This is a genomic window from Sphingomonas aestuarii (assembly GCF_054457155.1).
Window position 1 is genome coordinate 41317 of sequence record NZ_JBTKVV010000011.1, and the last position, 21416, is coordinate 62732.

Sequence of the window (21416 nt, forward strand, 5' to 3'; positions counted from 1 at the left end):
GCGTTTCGACGAACCATGTGAGGGCCCTCTCCATGGAGAAGGTCCGCACAAAGCAAGTGTGGCGGATGGCCAGCGATTGGCCGTTCGCCACGCCGCGTATCACACGAACACGGCGCACCTGACGGGCACTCAAACCCTGAGCCGCGTCAACCGCGGTGACGCGGCTCCGGCTCAAGCATCCAGATTCGACCCATTCCAACGTGTGGTTGAGATGCACCTGCCCGAACGTGCATTCGGCCAGATTTACGACTTACAGTGCTGCCTTGAGATAGCGGGCGGTGAGACTGCCTTCCGCTTCCGCAACCACGACAGGGACGCCGCTGGCAACGATACGGCCCCCATCTTCCCCGGCCCCCGGTCCCAGGTCGATGATCCAGTCCGCCTGTGCGATGGCGCGCATGTCATGTTCGACGACTACTACGGTATTGCCGGCGTCTACGAGGCCCTGCAGGTGTTGCATCAGCCGGTCGCTATCGGAGGGATGAAGCCCCGAAGTTGGCTCGTCGAGGATGTAGATCGTGTTGCCGCGTTGAGCGCGTTGCAGTTCAGTCGCCAATTTGATGCGCTGCGCCTCCCCGCCAGACAGCTCGGTCGCCGGCTGACCGAGCCTCAGATAGCCAAGGCCGATCTCCCGCAACACGTCGAGGGAGCGCATCACGGATGCCTCGCCAGCGAAGAAATCGCACGCATCGTCGACCGTCAGCTCGAGCACCTGGGCGATATTGCGCCCGTTCCATTCGACTTCGAGCGTTTGCGGGTTGTAGCGAGAGCCATGACAGGTCGAGCACGGGGCAAAAACGCTCGGCAGGAACAGCAGCTCCACCATGACGTATCCCTCGCCCTCGCACACAGGGCAGCGGCCTTGCGCGACGTTGAACGAGAACCTTCCCGGGCTGTAGCGCCGCCGGCGGGCGAGCGGCGTCTCAGCGAAGATCCGTCGCACATGGTCGAACATGCCGCTGTAGGTGGACAGGTTCGAGCGCGGCGTGCGGCCGATCGGTTTCTGATCGACCCGCACCAGCCTGCGGACATGCTCGATGCCTGCGACAATGCGTCCTTCAGTGTCGTTCTGCGCAACATCGAGTAGCGGATCGATATCCTCCTCCTCGGCCACGGGGGAGCCGCCGAGGTGTTCCGTGACGAGCTCGGGCAGCGCCTGACTGACAAGACTGGATTTGCCCGATCCCGAAACGCCGGTGACAGCGGTGAAGCAGCCGATGGGAAACTCGACGTCGAGACCATGGAGATTGTTCCGCCTGATCCCTTCCAGGCGTAGCCATGCCCTGGGATCGCGCGGTGTGCGCTCACCGCGGAGCGGCTCTGCGAACAGGTAGCGGCGGGTGATCGAAGTCTCGACGTCGGCAAGCCCCTCTATCGGCCCGCTGTAGAGGACTTCACCGCCCTTTTCCCCGGCTCCTGGGCCGACATCGACGAGCCATTCCGCGCGGCGGATCACGTCGAGATCATGTTCGACGACGAACAGGGTGTTGCCCGCCGCCTTGAGACGCTCGAGGATGGTGAGCAAAGCTTCGCCATCTGCCGGGTGCAACCCTGCCGAAGGCTCGTCAAGCACATAGACCACGCCGAAAAGCTGTGACGACAATTGCGTGGCAAGCCGCAAGCGCTGCAGCTCTCCAGAGGAGAGCGTCGGCGTGCTGCGGTCGAGCGAAATGTAGCCAAGGCCAAGATCGATCAGCGGGTCCAGCCGCTCGATCAATTCGCAGGCTAGGCGTTGGGCGGCGATCCGCTTCTCGTCGGAGAGATTGGGCGTGCGGCGTACGTCGGGCGCGCTCTTGTGCGCAGAGCCGCCCGCCGCAACCCGTTTTTCGACCGCTGCATCGCGGGCCGCTTTTTCCAGGACATGGCCCTTCGAGGGGGGGGAGACCGCGCCATACGCGCCCTGCGCGACGGGCATCAGCAAATCCTTCAACTTGAGCACCGTCAGGTCGCCGAACTCGGCAATGTCGAGGCCGGCGAATTTGACCGACAGGGCTTCGCGCTTCAGGCGCTTGCCGTCGCAGGTCGGGCAATCGCGGCCGATGATATATTGCGAGACACGCTTCTTCATCAGCGAGCTTTTAGTGTTGGCGAAGGTTTCCAGCACATAACGGCGCGCGCCGGTGAAGGTGCCCTGGTAGCTCGGTTCCATGCCGCGCTTGAGCGCCGTCCGGGTCTGTTCGGGCGTCAGGCCCGCATAGACCGGCACCGTCGGCGCCTCTTCCGTGAAGAGGATCCAGTCGCGATCCTTTTTCGGCAGGTCGCGCCACGGCGTATCGACATCATAGCCGAGCGAAACGAGGATATCGCGCAGGTTCTGGCCATGCCACGCGGTTGGCCAGGCGGCGATCGCCCGGTCGCGAATGGTGAGGCTGGTGTCAGGAACCATCGTCTCATCGGTCGCGTCATAAACGCGGCCGATGCCGTGGCAGGTCGGGCAGGCCCCCGCGACCGTGTTGGGGGAGAAATCCTCCGCATAGAGCATGGGTTGATGGCGCGGATATTCGCCGACGCGCGAATAGAGCATCCGCACCAGGCTGGAGAGCGTCGTCACGCTGCCGACCGAGGAGCGCGCGTTGGCCGAGCCGCGCTGCTGCTGCAACGCGACCGCAGGCGGCAAACCGTCGATCGCGTCGACCTCCGGCACGCCGGCCTGGTCGATCAGGCGACGGGCATAGGGCGCAACCGATTCCAGATAACGCCGCTGGGCTTCGGCATAAAGGGTGCCGAACGCGAGCGATGACTTGCCTGAGCCCGATATGCCGGTGAACACCACGAAGGCGTCGCGCGGTACATCGACGTCAATATTTTTGAGGTTGTTCTGGCGCGCGCCGCGAACCTGCACGCACGCGGGCGGCCCCGTATGCCCATGATCGGTGGCCGGCGTCGCCGCGTGTACATCCTTGCTCTTCAATTCAGTCTTCCTGCCTATACGCCCGCGCGGCCCTTGGTTCATGACTCGGGTAACAGATGAATGCATTTCGACGCGTTGCCCATTTGCCAGAGCGCGCCTCATCATGGCCGGGGTCGGGCCATGATCACGGCCGAGTTGTCGATCCGAGCGCCTCGCGCCGCTTCGGATCGACGGGGAGGCGCTCGGATCGGCGGGTCAGTAGTGAATGACCGTGCGGATCGACTTGCCTTGGTGCATCAGTTCGAAGGCCTGGTTGATCTCCTCCAAACCCATCGTGTGGGTAACGAAAGGGGCCAGATCGATATCGCCTCTCATCGCGTCCTCGACCATGCCGGGGAGCTCTGTCCGGCCCTTGACGCCGCCGAAAGCGGACCCCTTCCATACGCGGCCCGTGACGAGCTGGAATGGGCGGGTGGAGATTTCCTCGCCCGCGCCGGCAACGCCGATCACGATCGACTGACCCCAGCCACGGTGCGCTGATTCAAGCGCGGCGCGCATGACGTGGACGTTGCCGATGCACTCGAAGGTATGATCGATGCCCCAGCCCGTCATCTCGATCAGCACTTGCTGGATGGGTTTGTCGTGGTCCTTGGGGTTGATGCACTCGGTCGCACCGAACTGGCGTGCCAGCTCGAACTTGGACGGATTGGTGTCGATGGCGATGATGCGACCCGCCTTCGCCTGGCGCGCTCCCTGAATCGCCGCGAGACCGATGCCGCCGAGGCCGAACACGGCGACCGAGTCTCCGGGCTGGACCTTGGCGGTATTGTGGACTGCGCCGATGCCGGTGGTGACGCCGCAGCCGAGCAGGCAGACATGTTCGGGGTTTGCCGCGGGATTGATCTTGGCGAGCGAGACTTCGGCGACGACGGTATATTCGCTGAAGGTTGAACAGCCCATGTAGTGATAGAGGGGCTGACCATTGTACGAAAAGCGGGTGGTCCCATCGGGCATCAAGCCCTTGCCCTGCGTTTCGCGGACAGCGACGCACAGGTTGGTCTTGCCAGACAGGCAGAAGTCGCACTTGCCGCACTCGGCGGTGTAGAGCGGAATCACGTGATCGCCCGGCACGACGCTGGTGACGCCTTCACCGACCTCGACAACGATGCCCGCGCCCTCGTGGCCCAGAACCACCGGGAAAACACCCTCCGGATCACTCCCCTCCAGCGTGTACGCGTCGGTGTGGCACACACCGGTGTGCGTCACCCGTATGAGGACTTCGCCTTTCCGGGGCGGGGCGACATCGATCTCGACGATTTCGAGTGGCTTGCCCGCCTCGAAGGCTACAGCAGCGCGAGATTTCATGTTGGGATACCCTCGTTGAGTTAAACTGGTTGCTGGTGCGAGGCCGTTGCGTCAGCGCCGCTATGCCGGTCAGACCGTAACGACCACTTTGCCGACCTGGTCGTTCGATTCGAGGAAGCGGTGAGCGTCCTGGATGGCGTCGAGCGGGAAAGTGCGCGCGATCCGCGGCTTGAGCGCGCCCGATTCCAGACCCGCCACGATGAACGCCTTGGCGCGATCGAGGGCGGCATCGTCCGAGACGATCTCGCTGTAGAGATACCCCTTGAGCGTGAGGCTCTTGCCCAGCACGGAGAACAACGGGAACGGCGTCGGTTCGCCGCTGAGCGCGCCATATTCGAGCAGGATACCGCCGCGTGCCATGCTCTCGGTCAGCGGCTCGAACGACGGGCCTCCGACCGGATCGAGCACCACACGCGCACCCTGACCATCGGTTATCTCCATCACCCTCGCTACCAGATCCTCTTCCCCGGTCGCGACGACATGATGTGCACCAGCATCGATCAGGGCCTGGCGCTTGGCGCCGGTACGCGTCGTCGCGATTACCGTCGCGCCGACCATCCGCGCAATCTGGAAGGCAGCAAGGCCGACGCTGCTGGAGGCAGCAGTGACGATGACGAAATCGCCCTCGCCGAGTTTCGCCTGCTCCACCAGCGCACCCCAGGCGGTGACATACTGCATCCACACGGCCGCCGCTTCCTCGAACGACAGCGCCGCCGGATGCTTGACGACGAGGCGGGCGGGCACGTTGGCGACCTCGCCATAAGTGCCCCAGCGCGCGATATCGAGCGGGGGGATGACGCTGACGGCTTCGCCTTCCGCAAACCCGGTCACGTCCGCGCCGACCGTAACGACAGTGCCGGCAGCCTCATAGCCAAGGCGGCTCGGGAACTCGGCTTCCTGAAGGTAGGCATGGTTGCGGAACATCACTTCGGCGCGGTTTATGCCTATCGCCTTCACCGCGATCTGCACTTCGTCGGCCGCGGGCGCGGGGACTGCCACATCTTCAATCCTGAGGACGCTGGCGTCGCCATATTCGTGGATGCGGACGATGCGGCTCATTGGAGACTCCTTGATTATTGAATGATCGTTCTGTAAGGGAGCGGGCCACCAGTTTCAAGATATTATTTATCGATCATTCCATATCGTGCACCAGAGATGACAGAGATGAAAGCCCGTCGCCGCGCAGGTCGCCCTCGTGTGTTCGACACTGACGCTGCGCTCGACAAGGCGGTGCGGCTGTTCTGGCAGCGCGGCTACGAGGCGACATCGATGGCCGATCTGGTGGCGGAGACCGGCGTCGCCGCTGCCAGCCTCTATGCAGCGTTTGGCAACAAGGCGGGGCTGTTTGCGGCGGTGATCGAGCGCTACGCCGCGACGTTCAGCGTCCACCTCTATGCACCCATCAACGATCCGGCGTTGTCCACCTACGAGGCCGTCAAAGGCCTGCTGGAACGAGCGGCGTCATCATTCTCGGAACCTGGAACGCCGGCCGGCTGCTTCATGTATTCGGCAGCGGCAGCGGTTTCGCCGGCGTCCGCCGCCATCGAATGCCTGCTGCGCGACAAGCGTATCGCGGCGGAGGCCCTCCTAATCGAGCGTCTGCAACGCGGCGCCGCGCAGGGCGAGCTTGCGGCCAACACCGATCCTTCCGTGCTAGGCAAATTCATCAATACGGTCATGGAAGGCATGTCCGTTCAGGCGCGCGACGGCGCTACGATCGACGAACTGCTCTCCATCGCCAAAATGGCACTCGATCGATGGCCGGCCGCGATATGATCGTTAGATGGTGTTCATCTGGCAATCCGCCTCCCGCGACCGAACTGTCGAACTCATCTCATAGGACGAAAGCACATGAAACACGTGACATTGCCCGACGGGGAAGTGGTTCCGTCACTAGGGCAAGGCACCTGGAAGATGGGCGAACGTGCCGAGCGCCGATCCGATGAGATCGCCGCGCTACGCGCCGGTGTCGAACTGGGCATGACGCTCATCGATACCGCCGAAATGTACGGGGATGGTGCGGCGGAAACGCTAATATGCGAGGCGCTGGGCAGGGTTCGCGACCAGTTATTCCTCGTCAGCAAGGCATATCCGCAGAACGCATCGCGCTCCCGCCTTGCCGGTGCGTGCGAGGCGAGCCTGAAGCGGCTCGGCACCGACCGACTGGACCTCTACCTGCTCCACTGGCGGGGATCGGTGCCGCTCGCTGAGACTGTGGAGGCATTGGAGGCGCTCAAATCGGCAGGAAAGATCCGACACTGGGGTGTCAGCAATCTCGATACCGACGATATGGAAGAGCTTGTCGCTGCGGGCGGGAATGGCTGCGTGACCGATCAGATCCTCTACAATCTGGTCCGGCGAGGCCCCGAATTGGACCTGCTGCCGTGGCTCGCCGAGCATAACATACCGGTTATGGCGTATAGTCCAGTCGAGCAGGGACGACTTTCTACCCACCCCGCTCTCGACAAAATTGCAGCCGAGGTTGGCGCGACCCCTGTGCAGCTCGCACTTTCGTGGACGTTGCGGCAAGATGGTCTCATCGCTATCCCGAAAGCGAGTTCAGTCGCCCATGTGAGGGAGAACCGCGCGGCCGCCAATATCGTTCTTTCCGACGCTCAGCTTGCGACACTCGACGCGGCATTCCCCAGGCCACGCGACCGCCGTCCACTCGAGATGCTTTAGCGTCAGATGACGATATTGTCGCTCGAAGGAACAGAGCGCAAACCGGATCGGCGATAGGCGCTCAGCGGTGCGGTGATCGGACCAGTGTCGACACCGTTATCAAGTGAATGCTGCGCGACTGACGGTTCGAGAACCAGGCCTATCGCGCCCCTGGCCCCAATCTGCTCTTAGCCTCCACGAATAACCGTCTGACCGTTCTTACCGGTTATGGGGCGTATCCGAGCCGGCAGGGAATCCAGCCAAGGGCGTCATTCCGGTCCATCGGGCGCTCTGGATCGTATCTCGGGCGGCCTAGCTGTCAGCACGACACCTCACTGCCTGAGTTTCCAAGCTGCCATCCCAGCGTGCGCCGCTAGCGGGAAGGTGAGCCGACTACTCGCTCAAGATCAGTTCGACAGAGCGCAGGCCATGAACCGCTCACTGCACTGCAGCGCCGAATTAGCGCGCTGCTACCTATAGAACTACCTAGCCCAAAAATGCTCTCAATAGCCCGATCTCGCAAGCCTAGTATCTGATTGATGAATAAGGGAAATATGGTGGGCGCGCTAGGTTGAATCGACATTCAGCACCAGAACGCGATGGCGGCGAGGTACAGAGTGGCGAGATAGTTGTGCGGGAGGCGGTCATATCTGGTGGCGACGCGGCGTAGTTGCTTGAGTTTGCCGATGGTGCGTTCGATGCGGTTGCGCAGCCTATAGATGGCGGGATCGAAGTCGCGTTGGCGCGGCATGCAGATGCGCTGGGGGATGATCGGGCGAGCGCCGGAGGCTTCGACATGATCAAGGATGGCGTGGCTGTCATAAGCTTTGTCGGCAAGGACATGGCGGGCGTCGAGACCGCTCAGCAGTGGGATCGCCAGTTTGGCATCACTGACATTGCCGCCGGTGAGGATGAAGCGCACCGGTCGGCCAAAGGTATCAACCGCGATATGCCATTTGGACGTCAGGCCTCCTCGGGAGCGCCCCAGAGCCTGGTCGCAGAGCCCCCTTTTTGGCCCGTCGCCGCTTGGGCATGGGCGCGTACGATCGAACTGTCGATCATCAGATACGCGTTGTCGCGATCGCGGGCGAGCAGGGTGAAGATGCCTTCCCACACCCCGGCACGCGCCCAGCGGGTGAAGCGCTTGTGGACTGTCTTGTACTTGCCGTAACGCTCGGGCAGGTCCGACCAGCGTGCGCCTGACCGCAGCACCCACAAAACACCGTTCACGAACAAGCGGTTATCTGATGCCGTGCGTCCTGGATCAGAGACCTTGCCCGGCAAAAGTGGCTCGATCCGGCTCCACTGCGCTTCGCTCAACTCGTATCGCTTGATACCCATGACGCCTCCGCAATCTGCGGAACCTCATGAATCAGACAACAAAGACTTTGGGAATCCTGAATGTCGATACGGCCTAGGGCTCGAACCTAGGCCCGCTGATTAAGAGTCCATTGCGACTTCAATGATTTCAACGCCCATTCCGACATTTCATGCTTTGTTCGGGTTGTTGCAGATCAATAGCTTAGCCGATTTGTCGGAATGAGATTGGCGCGATTTCGCGTCCGCTTCGCGCCCCAAACCCGGTCATTCCGAGCGGCCGCGCATGATCCCGAAAGCGGCCGCTCGTTTCGATCAGCAAGCAACAGTTACTATTGGATGGCCAGTTGACGTTGTGGGCGTCACGCTATGGTCAGCGACGGAACGGTCATCACGGAACCTTTAAGAACTTACAGTCATTGGGTAACCGTGGCGGCATCATTCAGACAATTTCGGAGATAGACAGATGGGTAAATATGGAGTCCCCTCCATCGTGGTCATCATTCTGGTAGTATTGGTGCTAGTTTGGCTGTTTTGACCGGCAGCCACAATTGAGGGCTTGATTACTTCGGCATCGATATCGAAGATGCTCTGGTCCTCGCAGAGCGAACGGAGATCTGATGCTGGCGCGGCCCGTCTGAACTGGAGATGGTTCGCTCCTATACCGGACCGCTATGTGCCTCACTTGAGGTCGCCAGAACTGCTCCGACCCCGTGCTAGAATCAGCCTAAAAACGAGCGTCAGAATCAAAGTTGATAGAATTCTTACCCGCTTATCGAATGACTTGAATGCGCTGCGCCAACGTCATCGCACATCTGTCGTTCGATAAAATTCGACATGGAACTCAACGGGGCCGAGCAGCTCCACGTGGTGGACTACCGCGGGTTCAATCACAATCTCGGGGGTGTCCGGAGTGAGCAGCACATGGAACGGCTGGCGGCGCGGGTCGGTCACGACGTAGCGCAGCCGCCCCGATTCGAGCCGAAGCACCCCCCAGGCCCCCTCCTTGGTAGAATGGTCCTGGAGCAGTCCTGCAGGAACGCTCGATTGATCGAAAGTGGCCGTGCGCTTGTAAGCTGTGACGCCATCAGGAAGCTGTGGGGTCATGCCGCCCGCCGTTCGCGCTGGAAGCGGATACCGAGTTGCAGACTTTCGGCGATCCGTCCCGCCTTCTCCTGAAAGATCGCGGCCTTCTCGGGGCGAAGCAGGGCGTTGCTCGCCTCTTGCCACAGGTCGAGCCAGCGCGCGAAATTTTCTGCGGTCATTGCCTTTTCGTGACGGAAATGGGCGACCATCGGCTGCCCCTTGTACCGCCCGCTGGTCAGCATGACCGACGACCAAAAGGCCTCGAGTGTCTCAAGATGGGCAGGCCATTCCTGGATAGCGCCGTTGAAAATCGGACTGAGGAGCGGATCCTGCCGGATGCGTTCGTAAAATGCCGGGACCAGCAAAGCGATGTCGGCTTCGGTAATTTCAACGTTCATCACGCAGCCCTCCGAGGTTACCAAGCTATCGGAAGGTCAGGCGCAGGTTGAATCCCTGCGCCTGGCCTGTGTCCGGTATCAGGCCGCCTTTTTCCAGATCGGCTCCAGCGCGACGTGGGGCGGGCAGTCGGCGACCGGTCCGGCAGGCAGTCCCGCCAGTTCGTTGGCGAAGCCGTGGTTGACGTCGCGGTGGTGCGCTTCGTCGGCACGGACCACCAGCACCACATCGCGCAGCGTCGCATCGTCCGGCAGACCCCAATAGCGCTTGGCGATTTGCGGTGCCGGGACGTTCGGGCTACGGCCTTCATCGATCTCGGCGAGATAATGGGTGTAGCTGATCACGGCCTCTTCCTCGAAATAGCCGACCACCCGGTGCGCGGTCTTGGAACTGACGAGATAGAGGGCGAAGAAGAACAGATAGAACACCCATTGCACGCCGATGATGACCGCGCGTTCGAACCAGGTCGGCTTGGCTACCTCGATGAAAGTCATCAGGTGCATCCGCTCGTTCTCGGCCTCGTCCATCAGCGTCTTGATCCAGCCCTTGTCGTCGCACATGCGGCGCAGGCAGGCGAGGTGGTTGATCGTCGCCCCCACCATGCCCGGCACCGCCGCGACGGTTTCTAGCACGACTGCTCGGTGACCATAGCGTTCGGCGAAGAAGGTATCGGCCGTCCATCGCAGCATCTTGGTGAAGCCAAAGGCGATGCGGTCGGACAGGCCCTTGGGCTGGTGGTGGACGTCGAGGTCGATGAACGGCGGGGTCATGAACTTTCTCCGTGGTTTGAAATCCGGTGTGGCGCCGCATTAGGAGGCGCGCGCGAAGCCCGACACTCGGATCATGTCCCTACGGTGTGTACCGGAGGTGGCGTTTCGGCGGCGCGCGATGCATGACGCGGGACGTGATTCGCAAGCGGCCCTCCCTGCTTCTTCCGATCCTGCCTTCGCCGCCATTTTTGGTGACGCTTGCGCTGGCGCTGGTGGCGATCGCGCTGGGGGCCGGCATCCGTATCGCGTTTGCAGCGGAACTTGGGCAGCGCGCGACCTTCATCTTCTTCGTGCCCGCCGTTGTGCTCGCGGGCGCGCTCAGCGGCTTGCGTGCCGGCCTGATCGCGAGTGTGGCAGGCGGTGTGATCGCCCTTTGGTGCGACGCGATGGTTGGGCCGCTGGGGGTCGGGAGCTGGATCGCCGCGGGCGCGTTCGTGTTGATCGGCAGCGCCATTGCCCTTGGTGGCGAATGGTTCCAGCGAGCCCGGGCAGAGGCTGAGCGGGTGACCGACGGCCTGGCGCGACGTGAAGCGCATCTGCGATCGATGCTCGACACCGTACCCGACGCAATCGTCGTGATCGACGAGGCCGGGCTGATCCGCGACTTCAGCCCCGCGGCAGAGCGGATGTTCGGATGGGATGCGACCGAAGTGCTCGAACGCAATATCAGCCTGCTGATGCCGGACCCCTATCGCAGCGCGCATGACGGCTATCTCCAGCGTTATTACGAAACCGGCGAGAAGCGGATCATCGGCAAAGGGCGCGTGGTGGTGGGCGCGCGCCGCGACGGATCGACCTTCCCCATCGAACTTGCGGTGGGCGAGATGCGCGTCGGCGGGCTGCGCCATTTCACCGGCTTCATCCGCGACCTGACCGAGCGGCAGGAAGCGGAGGCGCGGCTCCAGGCATTGCAGGGCGAGCTTATCCACGTATCGCGGCTGACGGCGCTTGGCGAAATGGCGTCTGCGCTGGCGCACGAACTGAACCAGCCGCTGTCGGCGATCACCAATTATCTGAAGGGCAGCCGCATGTTGCTGGCGCGTGAAGACGTGCCGCTGGCGCGGGTGCGAGACGCTGTAGAGCGGGCTGGCGATCAGGCGCTTCGTGCCGGCGACATCATTCGCCGTCTGCGTGAGTTCGTTGCGCGCGGCGAAACCGAGCGTTCGGTGGAAAGCCTGCCCAAGCTGGTCGAGGAGGCAAGCGCGCTTGCCTTAGTGGGCGCCAGTGAACAGGGCATCCGCGTACGGTATGATTTTGACCCCGCAATCGATCTGGTCCTGGCCGACAAGGTCCAGATTCAGCAGGTTTTGCTGAACCTGATGCGAAACGCCGTCGATGCGATGACCGAGGCCGAGCGACCGATCCGCGAACTCACGCTGTCGATCGCGCCCGCCGACGATCACATGGCGCAGGTCACCGTCGCCGATACCGGGCCGGGGATCGACCCGGAAGTCGCCGAACGCCTGTTCCAGCCTTTCATCACGACGAAGCGCGAAGGGATGGGCATCGGCCTGTCGATCTCGCGCACGATCGTCGAGGCGCATGGCGGTCGCATCTGGGCGGAACCGCGCAAGGGCGGCGGGGCGTCGTTCGGGCTGACCTTGCGGCGCGTGGGAAAGGAGGAGCTATACGATGGCGAATGATCCGATCGTCTATGTCATCGACGACGACGAGGCCGCACGGCATTCGCTGGAGTTCCTGCTGGACTGTGCGGATATCCGGGTACGCTCCTTCGCGTCCGCCGACGCGTTCCTGACCGCGTCGCCGCCGCTTTCGGGCGCTTGCGTGGTGACCGATGTGCGAATGCCGGGTCGCAGCGGGATCGAACTGGTCGAGGAGATGAAGCGGCGCGGGGCAAACGCTCCAGTGATCGTCATCACCGGTCATGCCGACGTCCCGCTGGCGATCCAGGCGATGCACGCGGGCGTCGCCGATTTCATCGAAAAGCCGTTCGATGACGATATGATGCTCGCCGCGATCCGCAAGGCGCTGGCCGATCAGGCCGGAGAAGCCGCCGCGCTCGCCGAACATCAGGTTCTACTGGAACGCATCGCGAGCTTGAGCGGTCGCGAGCGCGAGGTGATGGAAGGATTGGCGCGGGGCGACGCCAACAAGGCGATCGCGTTCGACCTTGGCATTAGCGCTCGAACAGTCGAGGTCTATCGCGCAAACGTCATGCTCAAAATGCAGGCTAAGACGCTATCCGATCTCGTGCGGATGGTGACTGTTGCTCGGTTATGAACGCCGCAGAACATGGTCGAGACCGCTATGCGCCCCAATCCCAGTCATTCAGCTTCACGCCGTGCGAGCCCGAAGCCTGCCGTTTCCACATGGCGCTTGAGGCTCGTGCCAACACAGCAGGCATCAGCGACATAGCCGGCTGTGAATCGGGGGGCTAAGTCGCTTCAACTCCGAGCCAACCTATCGCAACCAATTGGATTGATCTAAGCTTTGGATTACTCGCTTGGGCACCCCCGTTTAAGGGCTGGACATGCGAACAGGGCTTAACCGCCCTCAGTCGGCGGGAGATGAAGTTTGAACGAGCAAGGCTTTACCGATCAGGCCGCAACCGGGATCGTGGGATTGGACGATGTGCTGGGAGGCGGGTTTGAGCGAGGGCGCGCCTACCTACTCGAAGGGAGTCCGGGTACGGGCAAAACAACGATCGCGCTTCAATTCCTGTCGGCCGGCGCCGCAGCGGGCGAAAAATGCCTTTACGTTACATTGTCCGAAACCGGCGACGAGCTGCACATGACCGCCAAGTCGCATGGCTGGAAGCTCGATGGTCTCGACATTTACGAGCTTGTTCCCCCCGAAAGTCTGCTCGACGAAGATCAGCAGCAAAGCCTGCTCTATTCGTCCGACCTTGAACTGGGTGAAGCGACCAAACGCATTTTTGAGAATTTCGAACGCGTGAATCCATCGCGCGTGGTGATCGACAGTCTCTCCGAGATCCGCCTGCTGGCGCAGAGCTCGCTGCGCTATCGGCGTCAAATTCTGGCGCTGAAACATTATTTCGCGCGGAGCGGGGCAACTGTGCTGATGCTCGACGACATGACGACCGAGATCAACGACAAGACAGTGCACTCGGTCGCCTATGGCGTGGTCCGGCTCGAGGAGCTCGCGCCCGAATATGGCGCGGAGCGGCGACGGATGCGGGTCATCAAATATCGCGGAAGGCGGTTTCGTGGCGGGTATCACGATATGGCCATCCATACCGGCGGGGTCAGGATTTTCCCGCGGTTGATTTCTGCTGAGCATCACAAAGATTTCAACCGCGACATCCTTGGAACCGAAACTCCGGAACTCGATGCGTTGCTGGGTGGCGGGATCGAGCGCGGATCGGGCGTGTTGGTGCTAGGTCCAGCAGGTACCGGCAAATCGCTGCTGGCCCTTACCTTCGTCAAAACCGCAGTTGCGCGCGGCGAACGCGCTGCGATGTTCGTGTTTGACGAAGAGATCGGCTTGCTGACCCAGCGGGCGCTCGGCCTCGACATCGACCTGCAGGCGATGATCGATTCCGGCGATGTGGTACTCGAACAGGTGGATGCCGCCGAGCTCACGCCCGGCGAATTTTCGGCGCGTGTCCGCGAATGCGTCGAGGCGCATGGCGCGCGCACGATCGTCATCGACAGCCTGAACGGTTACCAGGCGGCGATGCCCGGCGAGCATGCGCTGATCCTCCACATTCATGAATTGTTGCAATACCTCAATCGCCGCGGGGCGACCACGTTCTTGACGGTAGCGCAGCACGGGCTGGTGGGCGACATGAAAGCGCCGGTCGATGTCACCTATCTCGCCGATACCGTGATCCTGTTGCGATATTTCGAGGCAGTAGGGCGCGTCCGAAGAGCGATTTCGGTCGTTAAGAAGCGCATGAGCGCCCATGAAGATTCGATCCGGGAATATCAGATCAACAGCCAGGGTATCCGCTTGGGTCCGCCGCTCACCGGTTTCCAGGGCATATTGAGGGGTGTCCCGGAACTGATCGAACCCGTTACTTTGCTCGGTCCCGAACCGGCGTGAAACGCACCACGCTGTCCGAACGGGCGCTGATACTGGCTCCGCGGGGACGCGACGCCGCGATCGCTGCGCATATTCTGAGCGAGGCGGCGATCGAGGCGCATATTTGTGCCTCGCTTCCTACTCTAATCAACGAACTCGACGCTGGCGCAGGCTTTGCCGTTTTTACCGAAGAGGCATTGATCAATGCCGACCTCAGGCCTCTTGTAGATTGGCTTGCCGATCAGCAGGAATGGTCGGACATGCCGATCGTTCTGCTGACCAATCGCGGAGGCGGACTCGAGCGAAATCCCGCGGCCTCGCGTCATCTCGAAACTTTGGGGAACGTCACCTTTCTGGAGCGGCCGTTCCATCCGACGACGCTGGTCAGTCTGGGGCGATCGGCATTGCGGGGGCGCAGGAGACAATATGAAGCGCGGGCGCGCCTGATCGAATTGCGCGAAAGCGAGGCACGATACGCGACGTTGTTCGAGACGATGGATGAAGGTTTTTGCGTCATCCGGTTTGTCGATGGACCGCATGGACCCCAGAGCGACTATGTCCATATCCAGGCCAACAGCGCCTATGCCCGCCATTCCGGTATCGAGAACGTAGTTGGTCAACATGTGCGGAAGATGGTCCCAGAGGAGGCGGACTCATGGGTGGAGCGATATCGGACTGTCCTGATCACGGGGGAGCCGGTTCGCTTCGAACAGGAATTGGTAGCCACCAGTCGGCACCTCGAGCTCTCGGCGTTTCGCGTCGAGCCTAAGGAGCTCAACGAGGTAGCGGTTTTATTTCAAGATGTAACTCAGCGAAAACGCGCCGAAACTGCGCTACGCGACCTTAATGAAACTCTCGAGCGCAGAGTGGAGGCTGCAGTTGCGGAACGGCACGCTGCTGCCGAACAACTGCACGAAGCGCAAAAGTTGGAGACAATTGGACAGTTGACGGGCGGGGTGGCGCACGACGTCAACAATTTGCTGACGCCGATCACGGGCGCGCTCGATCTGCTCAGCCGTCGTTATGCGGAGCAGGATCCGCGTATGGGGCGTCTGATCGACGGCGCACTCCAGTCTGCGGAACGCGCGCGCGTTCTCGTCAGCCGCCTGCTAGGCTTTGCCAGGCGACAGGCGCTGGAGACAAAACCGACCGATGTTTGCGCGCTGATCGACGGCGTGCAGGATCTCGTCATAAGCTCGATTGGGCCTTCGATCGAGCTGCAGCTTGATTGCCCGGACGCCCTGCCAGCGGCCGTGGCGGATCCGAACCAGCTCGAGCTGGCCATCCTCAACCTGTGCGTCAACGCGCGGGATGCGATGCCGAAAGGCGGGACGTTGACGATTTCGGCATCTCAATCGACGATTGAAGGGCAGAATGCCGAAGGCCTCGTCAACGGCCAATATGTTCGAATCGTCGTCCGCGACACCGGCTTCGGCATGAATGCCGAAACTTTGGCACGCGCGGTAGAGCCTCTCTATTCCACCAAGGAGGTTGGTAAGGGGACGGGTTTGGGTCTTTCAATGGTTCACGGTCTGGCGGGGCAGCTCGGAGGCACCTTCGCCTTGAGCAGCGAGCCGGGCGCGGGGACCGAAGCCAGCCTGTATCTGCCGGTGGCGGACGAAAAAGCTGCAGACGTGGTTTCGACCTTCAGTGGTGACGGGCCAGTCATACGTCCGTTGCGAATTCTTTTAGTGGATGACGAGGAACTGGTCCGCGCGGGAACCGCCGAAATGCTGCGCGACTTAGGACATGAAGTTCGGGAAGTGGGCGGCGGCGCACAGGCTCTGAGTGAATTGTCGGCGGGGTTAGAAGTCGACTTGATGGTAACGGACTACATGATGCCGGGCATGAACGGAGCGATGCTCGCCAAGCGCGTTTCTGCGCGACATCCCAAACTGCCCGTACTTGTAATAACCGGTTACGCGGGAGGTGATCTAAATATCGGTATCGCCCAACTGACCAAACCCTTCAGACAACGCGAGCTAGCGCAAGCGTTGCGCCGCGTGATTGACGCCGAAGCTGTAGAGGTGGGGTAAGTCGGCTCCACACTCGCCTACGGTCGTACGGATTCTAAAGGGTTGTGAGACTGATTGAAAGCCGCTCGCTGCTGCCCATGCAATGCCTGACACCTTAGCCGTGTGTTGCCGCTCAAACTTAGGAGTTGCCGGCAAATACCGATAGGTCAAGCGGATGCCCGAAAGGGACGTTCCCGCGGTTCGAACGCCTAGACTAACGCCTAATTGCGAAGGCATTTGGAAAGAGGCATTCGAGTTAGGGGCCTTTTTGCTCCCTTTTGGGTCGCAGAAGGGGTCGGAGTAATCCGGCCCCTTTTTTGCGACGCCGGAAGAGCGTCGCGGAAGGCAAAGCTCTTCCCTGCTGTTCGCGTACCTGCCATTCTGAAAAGCGCCCTAGTTTCGGACGTCCAGATGATGCTCGTGCAATCCCGAAAGCTGCCTTGGAAGCGGTGTCATTAACTGCGCCGTAGTTAGAAGGGTTAGTGTACGTGCGACTTTTTGCAGATTCGCGCCCCGTTCGACCAGGCGCGTGATGAGCGCTCGCGTCGATCGGCCGGGTTCGTTGCCGCCGAGTCAATGTCCAGCGCCTCAACGATATCGCCCTGATCGCAAGCGCATGGTGACCCGCCATAGCCAGTTTCGAGAGTTTCGGCACATTTTCCGTGTGGTTGATCATCCCAGCATCGAGCGCCGCTGACAGGACGACCGCAAGACCAACTACGTGGACGCCGACCGATAATTGACTGAGCCGTCGATGACGCTACCACTCATATCGGTAGCAGGACTGGACCAAGCTCGCGACTACCTCCGCGGTTGCCGCAATGCCGCTCGCGCGAAGCGGGGCAACTGTGCCTCTGGCAGCATTGCTTGTCTGCGGGGTGCCTGCCGAGTTTTCCGCTTGCGGTGGATCTTCAGAACAGGCGGCGAGCATCATCGCCGCGACAAGGGTTCAAAGCTCGGCAAGTAGCGCATCGGCGGCTCCTTCAGGAGGCAAGTTCATCTCGTCACATATTCGTCTGGTCCGGCGGCACGCCCGCCGGCAGCCGCGCGGCACAGGTCGCGTCCTTGCGGAGTTTCAATGCCGCTCCTACGCCATAGCAGGTCATCGAGATTGATCCCATCGCGTAGCCTCGCACCAGCGGCTCAGGCTTCGTTTCGTCGGCGGCCGCCAAGCCGGCCAGGTAGAGCATTGGGATGAAGTGATCGGGCGTAGGCACCGCAAGATCGTAGTCAGGGTGATCACGCACCCGGAGAGCCTCGCCAGGTGCGTTCGCGAGCTGCTCGACAACCGCATCGTCAAACCGCTGAGCCCAATCATATGCCAAGTCGCGCTGGCTCCATTGAAGCTGTTTGAGATTGTGAACCACGTTGCCGCTAGCGACGATCATGACGCCTCGCTCCCTGAGCGGCGCCAGCCTTGCAGCCAAGTCAATATGGTATTCAAGGGGCTTCAGCGCGTTGATGGAAAGCTGCACCACGGGAATGTCCGCCGCGGGATAGAGGTGCGCGAGGACGGACCATGTGCCATGATCAAGGCCCCACTGATCCCGATCGAGCCCGACCCACTCGGGTTTGACCACCTCTACGATCTCCCGCGCCAGATCGGGGTCGCCATGGGCCGGGTAAGCGAAATCGAACAGCGGTTGCGGGAAGCCGTAGAAGTCGTGAATCGTCCTGGGCCTGGACATCGCGGTGACGGCTGTCGCCCCAAAGAACCAGTGCGCCGATATGACAAGCAGCGCCTTCGGCCGCGGTAGATGCTGTCCGAATGCTCTCCACGCGTCGGTGTAACCATTCTTCTCCAGAGTGTTCATCGGACTTCCATGGCCGATGAACAAAGCGGGCATCTTACTCATGTTCGTTGTCCTCGAAAACAGGGTCTTAACAGCCCAATGCTGTTCGACCACACAGGATGCGACACCCAAAAAAACGTTATGATCGGACTGTATCAGACCGCACGCCCGCTTTGATGCCTGATCCCCTTGGTCTTGCTCTCGCATCAATCAATCTATGTTGTTCTGTTCGCGGCGGCTCTCGGCAGCTTGCCGCTCCTGATCCTCGCCAGCCGACTGATTGTCGGCTGATTGCGACCTGGCAACGGCAGCCATCACCTTCGCCTTCACGTTTGTCTACTCGGTGGCGAAGGGTGTGGGTGTCCGGTCGCAACCTTGTTCGGGCGGTGATCCTCTCTCCCGTTCGAACTGCAAAGCCTTGATTCTAGCTCAAGTCAGTGCCCGCTGGAACCGAGACGCAAGACGGGATCGTCTACCCACCTTCTGCAAAAGACGGTAGTTCCGCCTTGAAGATGCTGAAGAGGCGAACGAATGATCCACTCGCGACCATACGAGGCTCGACCCCATTATTTCCTTCGCCTCCGGATGGCGGGCGCTACCCTGCGGGATCGCGTAGTTGCTTGCTTCGGCACGTTTTTTGGTATCTGGATTGCGGTATTTGCAGCCTCAAGTGGTGGCTTTGATGGGGTGAGTTTCTCTCTTCTCGCCGCCCCAATTGGTGCGTCTGCCGTGTTGGTTTTTGCCGTGCCCTCAAGCCCGCTGGCTCAGCCTTGGTCGGTTATTGCCGGCAACGGTTTGTCGGCTATGACTGGTTTGCTTGTTACGACGACACTACAGGAACCTGTGTGGGCGGCCGCGACTGCGGTTGCGTTTGCGATACTGGTGATGACGCTAACTCGTTCGCTTCATCCGCCTGGGGGCGCATGCGCCCTAACGGTAACAATCGCTCACACCTATACACCGGATCACGTAGTTCCAGTTATGTTACTGATCCTGTTGAATTCGATCGGCTTGGTGGCGGCTGCTTGGCTCTTTCATCGTCTTCAGCGCCGCACATACCCACACCGCGCCCCGCTACCGCCAGTTGCGTCCGATCTTCAGCCCCTTTTTCACCAGGACGATATCAGTGCCGCAGTTCTAGAGATGGGAGATGCGTTCGATGTGACCGAGGCCGATCTGAAAGCGATATTTGAACGTGCGGCGCAGAACGCCGAACGACGTCTGGGCCGGTAGCTAGCAATACGCTGCGCTCGCACTTTAGACGTTGGAAGACACTGAAAGAAGTTTATCTGCCAACTTGTCTCGTAGATTCTCTTGTCTTGCAAAGACACGTTGGGCAAGCCATCTGGAGGGCATGCACATGACAGCATCCTCGTTGGCGCATGCAATCCCTTCGGGTAGCAGCACCGCGCGCCTGCACCCCTAGGTTGGCAGGCGACCTAGGTATCGGACGCCGTCCGCCTCGTGTCAGTTAAACGAAAAGTTTAGACGCGCCTCGCGATGGTCCTGGCGCGATCTCGCGCATTTAATGGAACAATTTCGTGCTGCTCACCCGCTTTACGATGCTTGGTCTGTGCATCATCAGTGCCATCGTCTCCGGCATCTATTTCCCTGCGCCATGGTCCATTCCCGTTTTGACTATCAGCACAGTCTTATCGCTGGTTGGCCTTTACGATCTCGCGCAACCGCTCCACTCGGTCCGGAGAAATTATCCGATCATTGGCCATCTACGCTGGTTTTTTGAAGAAATCCGCCCCGAACTGCGTCAATATCTGATTGAGGGCGACAACGACAAAGTGCCGTTTTCGCGGTCGCAACGGTCGCTTGTCTACGCCCGGTCAAAGAATGAAAGCAGCGACCGCGCCTTTGGCACGCTCGTCGATGTGTATCAAACGGGATACGAATTCATCGCCCATTCGACCCGACCTGCAAATCCGGCCGACCCAGCAACATTCAAAACACCCATCGGCGGCCAGGACGGGGCCGAGCCTTATATGGCGTCGATCTTCAACATCTCGGCAATGAGCTTCGGCGCGCTGAGCGCGAATGCCATTCGAGCGCTGAACCATGGCGCCAAACTAGGCGGGTTTGCACATGACACCGGTGAGGGGGCGATTAGCTCCTATCACCGCGAGCACGGCGGCGACCTAATCTGGGAAATCGGCAGCGGCTATTTCGGGTGCAGGACGGCGGACGGACGGTTCGACCCGGTCCGGTTTGCGGAGCAGGCTGCGGATCCACAGATCAAAATGGTTGAGATCAAGCTCAGCCAAGGGGCGAAGCCAGGACATGGCGGCATATTGCCTGCGGAAAAGGTAACCGCCGAAATCGCGATCACCCGGGGTGTGCCGATGGGCCAGGACTGCATCTCGCCCGCGCGCCACCGCGAATTCTCGACACCGATCGAACTGATGCACTTCGTCGCCAACATGCGTCGGTTGTCCAGAGGGAAGCCTGTCGGTTTCAAACTTTGTGTCGGTCAGCCGTGGGAGTTCATGGGCATGGTAAAGGCCATGCGCGAAACCGGCATCTTTCCTGATTTCATCGTCGTTGATGGCGCAGAGGGTGGGACGGGGGCAGCTCCTGTCGAATTTGCCGACAACCTTGGCATGCCGATGCGCGAAAGCCTTTTGTTCGTCCATAACACGCTGGTCGGCGCGGGTCTTCGAAGCAAGATCAAGGTGGGGGCCGCGGGCAAAATCGTTAGCGCGTTTGATATTGCCGCCGTATTGGCGCTGGGCGCGGACTGGACCAATGCCGGTCGCGGATTCATGTTTGCGCTTGGCTGCATTCAGTCGCTGTCGTGCCACACGAACCGCTGTCCGGTCGGTGTCGCAACCCAGGACCCCATGCGCCAACGCGCGCTTGTGGTCCCTGACAAGGCCGAACGCGTTCATTCTTTTCATCGCAACACTATGAAGGCTTTGGCGGAAATGACGGCCGCTGCCGGGCTCACGCACCCGTCGCAGTTGAGCGCGCATCATCTTGTTCGAAGAGTTTCGATGACCGAAATTCGACTGTTTTCGCAGCTCCATATCTTTCTCGAAGAGGGAGAGCTATTGAGCGGATCGCACAACCGTGACTTCTACAGCGCCGCGTGGAATCTGGCGCGCGCCGATAGTTTCGATCTGGCGGGGTAGAAGGCGAGGGTTGTCCT

At 61.0% G+C, this 21416-nt stretch carries 16 protein-coding genes; 8 read left to right on the forward strand and 8 right to left on the reverse strand.

The window, feature by feature from the left end; all coding sequences use genetic code 11:
* Positions 1–250: 250 nt before the first annotated feature.
* The 3 genes from ACX0GZ_RS14355 to ACX0GZ_RS14365 form a co-directional block, all read right to left on the reverse strand.
* A complete protein-coding gene (locus ACX0GZ_RS14355) occupies positions 251–2911 on the reverse strand; it encodes an excinuclease ABC subunit UvrA (RefSeq protein WP_458817435.1) in 2661 nt (886 codons plus the stop codon).
* 195 nt (positions 2912–3106) lie between these two features.
* Positions 3107–4216, reverse strand: coding sequence for an S-(hydroxymethyl)glutathione dehydrogenase/class III alcohol dehydrogenase (locus tag ACX0GZ_RS14360; protein ID WP_458817436.1), 1110 nt, complete (start codon positions 4214–4216; stop codon positions 3107–3109).
* 69 nt (positions 4217–4285) lie between these two features.
* Positions 4286–5275: a zinc-dependent alcohol dehydrogenase family protein gene (locus ACX0GZ_RS14365; protein ID WP_458817437.1), complete on the reverse strand. Its 990-nt coding sequence runs from the start codon at positions 5273–5275 to the stop codon at positions 4286–4288.
* A gap of 138 nt (positions 5276–5413) precedes the next feature.
* On the opposite strand from ACX0GZ_RS14365, the gene ACX0GZ_RS14370 reads away from it, so the two are divergent.
* Together ACX0GZ_RS14370 and ACX0GZ_RS14375 are read left to right on the forward strand one after the other, a co-directional pair.
* Complete coding sequence (locus tag ACX0GZ_RS14370; protein WP_458817438.1) at positions 5414–5992, forward strand: TetR/AcrR family transcriptional regulator; 579 nt, start codon at positions 5414–5416, stop codon at positions 5990–5992.
* Between the two features lie 75 nt (positions 5993–6067).
* Positions 6068–6898 carry an aldo/keto reductase gene (locus ACX0GZ_RS14375; RefSeq protein WP_458817439.1) on the forward strand — a complete coding sequence of 277 codons (831 nt, stop codon included), beginning with the start codon at positions 6068–6070 and terminating at the stop codon, positions 6896–6898.
* Positions 6899–7460: 562 nt separating this feature from the next.
* Here ACX0GZ_RS14375 and ACX0GZ_RS14380 read toward each other — a convergent pair.
* From ACX0GZ_RS14380 to ACX0GZ_RS14395, 4 genes are all read right to left on the reverse strand, one after another.
* A protein-coding gene (locus ACX0GZ_RS14380) for an IS5 family transposase (protein ID WP_458817462.1) occupies positions 7461–8212 on the reverse strand; the annotation gives its coding sequence in 2 pieces (ribosomal slippage) (positions 7461–7873 and positions 7873–8212; 753 coding nt in all).
* A 786-nt stretch (positions 8213–8998) separates the two neighbouring features.
* Positions 8999–9301, reverse strand: a complete 303-nt coding sequence (locus tag ACX0GZ_RS14385) for a DUF1971 domain-containing protein (RefSeq protein WP_458817440.1) — start codon at positions 9299–9301, stop codon at positions 8999–9001.
* The gene (locus tag ACX0GZ_RS14390; RefSeq protein WP_458817441.1) at positions 9298–9678 is read right to left on the reverse strand and encodes a group III truncated hemoglobin; all 381 of its coding nucleotides are present in this window, start codon (positions 9676–9678) and stop codon (positions 9298–9300) included. The genes ACX0GZ_RS14385 and ACX0GZ_RS14390 overlap by 4 nt, the downstream gene beginning before the upstream one ends.
* 78 nt (positions 9679–9756) lie before the next feature.
* Entirely contained in the window at positions 9757–10446 is a 690-nt protein-coding gene (locus tag ACX0GZ_RS14395) for an alternative oxidase (protein ID WP_458817442.1), read from the reverse strand.
* A 122-nt stretch (positions 10447–10568) separates the two neighbouring features.
* Here ACX0GZ_RS14395 and ACX0GZ_RS14400 point away from each other — a divergent pair, with 122 nt between their 5' ends.
* The 4 genes from ACX0GZ_RS14400 to ACX0GZ_RS14415 all read left to right on the forward strand — a co-directional run bounded on the left by ACX0GZ_RS14400 (position 10569) and on the right by ACX0GZ_RS14415 (position 16487).
* Entirely contained in the window at positions 10569–12089 is a 1521-nt protein-coding gene (locus ACX0GZ_RS14400) for a PAS domain S-box protein (RefSeq protein ID WP_458817443.1), read from the forward strand.
* Positions 12079–12687, forward strand: a complete 609-nt coding sequence (fixJ, locus tag ACX0GZ_RS14405) for a response regulator FixJ (protein ID WP_458817444.1) — start codon at positions 12079–12081, stop codon at positions 12685–12687. The genes ACX0GZ_RS14400 and fixJ overlap by 11 nt, the downstream gene beginning before the upstream one ends.
* A 294-nt stretch (positions 12688–12981) precedes the next feature.
* The gene (locus ACX0GZ_RS14410) at positions 12982–14472 is read left to right on the forward strand and encodes an ATPase domain-containing protein (protein ID WP_458817445.1); all 1491 of its coding nucleotides are present in this window, start codon (positions 12982–12984) and stop codon (positions 14470–14472) included.
* Complete coding sequence (locus ACX0GZ_RS14415; protein WP_458817446.1) at positions 14469–16487, forward strand: response regulator; 2019 nt, start codon at positions 14469–14471, stop codon at positions 16485–16487. Before ACX0GZ_RS14410 ends, ACX0GZ_RS14415 begins: the two co-directional genes overlap by 4 nt.
* A gap of 983 nt (positions 16488–17470) precedes the next feature.
* Here ACX0GZ_RS14415 and ygiD read toward each other — a convergent pair.
* Positions 17471–18322 carry a 4,5-DOPA-extradiol-dioxygenase gene (gene ygiD, locus ACX0GZ_RS14420; RefSeq protein WP_458817447.1) on the reverse strand — a complete coding sequence of 284 codons (852 nt, stop codon included), beginning with the start codon at positions 18320–18322 and terminating at the stop codon, positions 17471–17473.
* 522 nt (positions 18323–18844) lie between these two features.
* Here ygiD and ACX0GZ_RS14425 point away from each other — a divergent pair.
* Positions 18845–19492: an HPP family protein gene (locus ACX0GZ_RS14425; protein WP_458817448.1), complete on the forward strand. Its 648-nt coding sequence runs from the start codon at positions 18845–18847 to the stop codon at positions 19490–19492.
* Positions 19493–19800: 308 nt separating this feature from the next.
* Positions 19801–21399, forward strand: a complete 1599-nt coding sequence (locus tag ACX0GZ_RS14430) for an FMN-binding glutamate synthase family protein (RefSeq protein WP_458817449.1) — start codon at positions 19801–19803, stop codon at positions 21397–21399.
* Positions 21400–21416 lie beyond the last annotated feature (17 nt).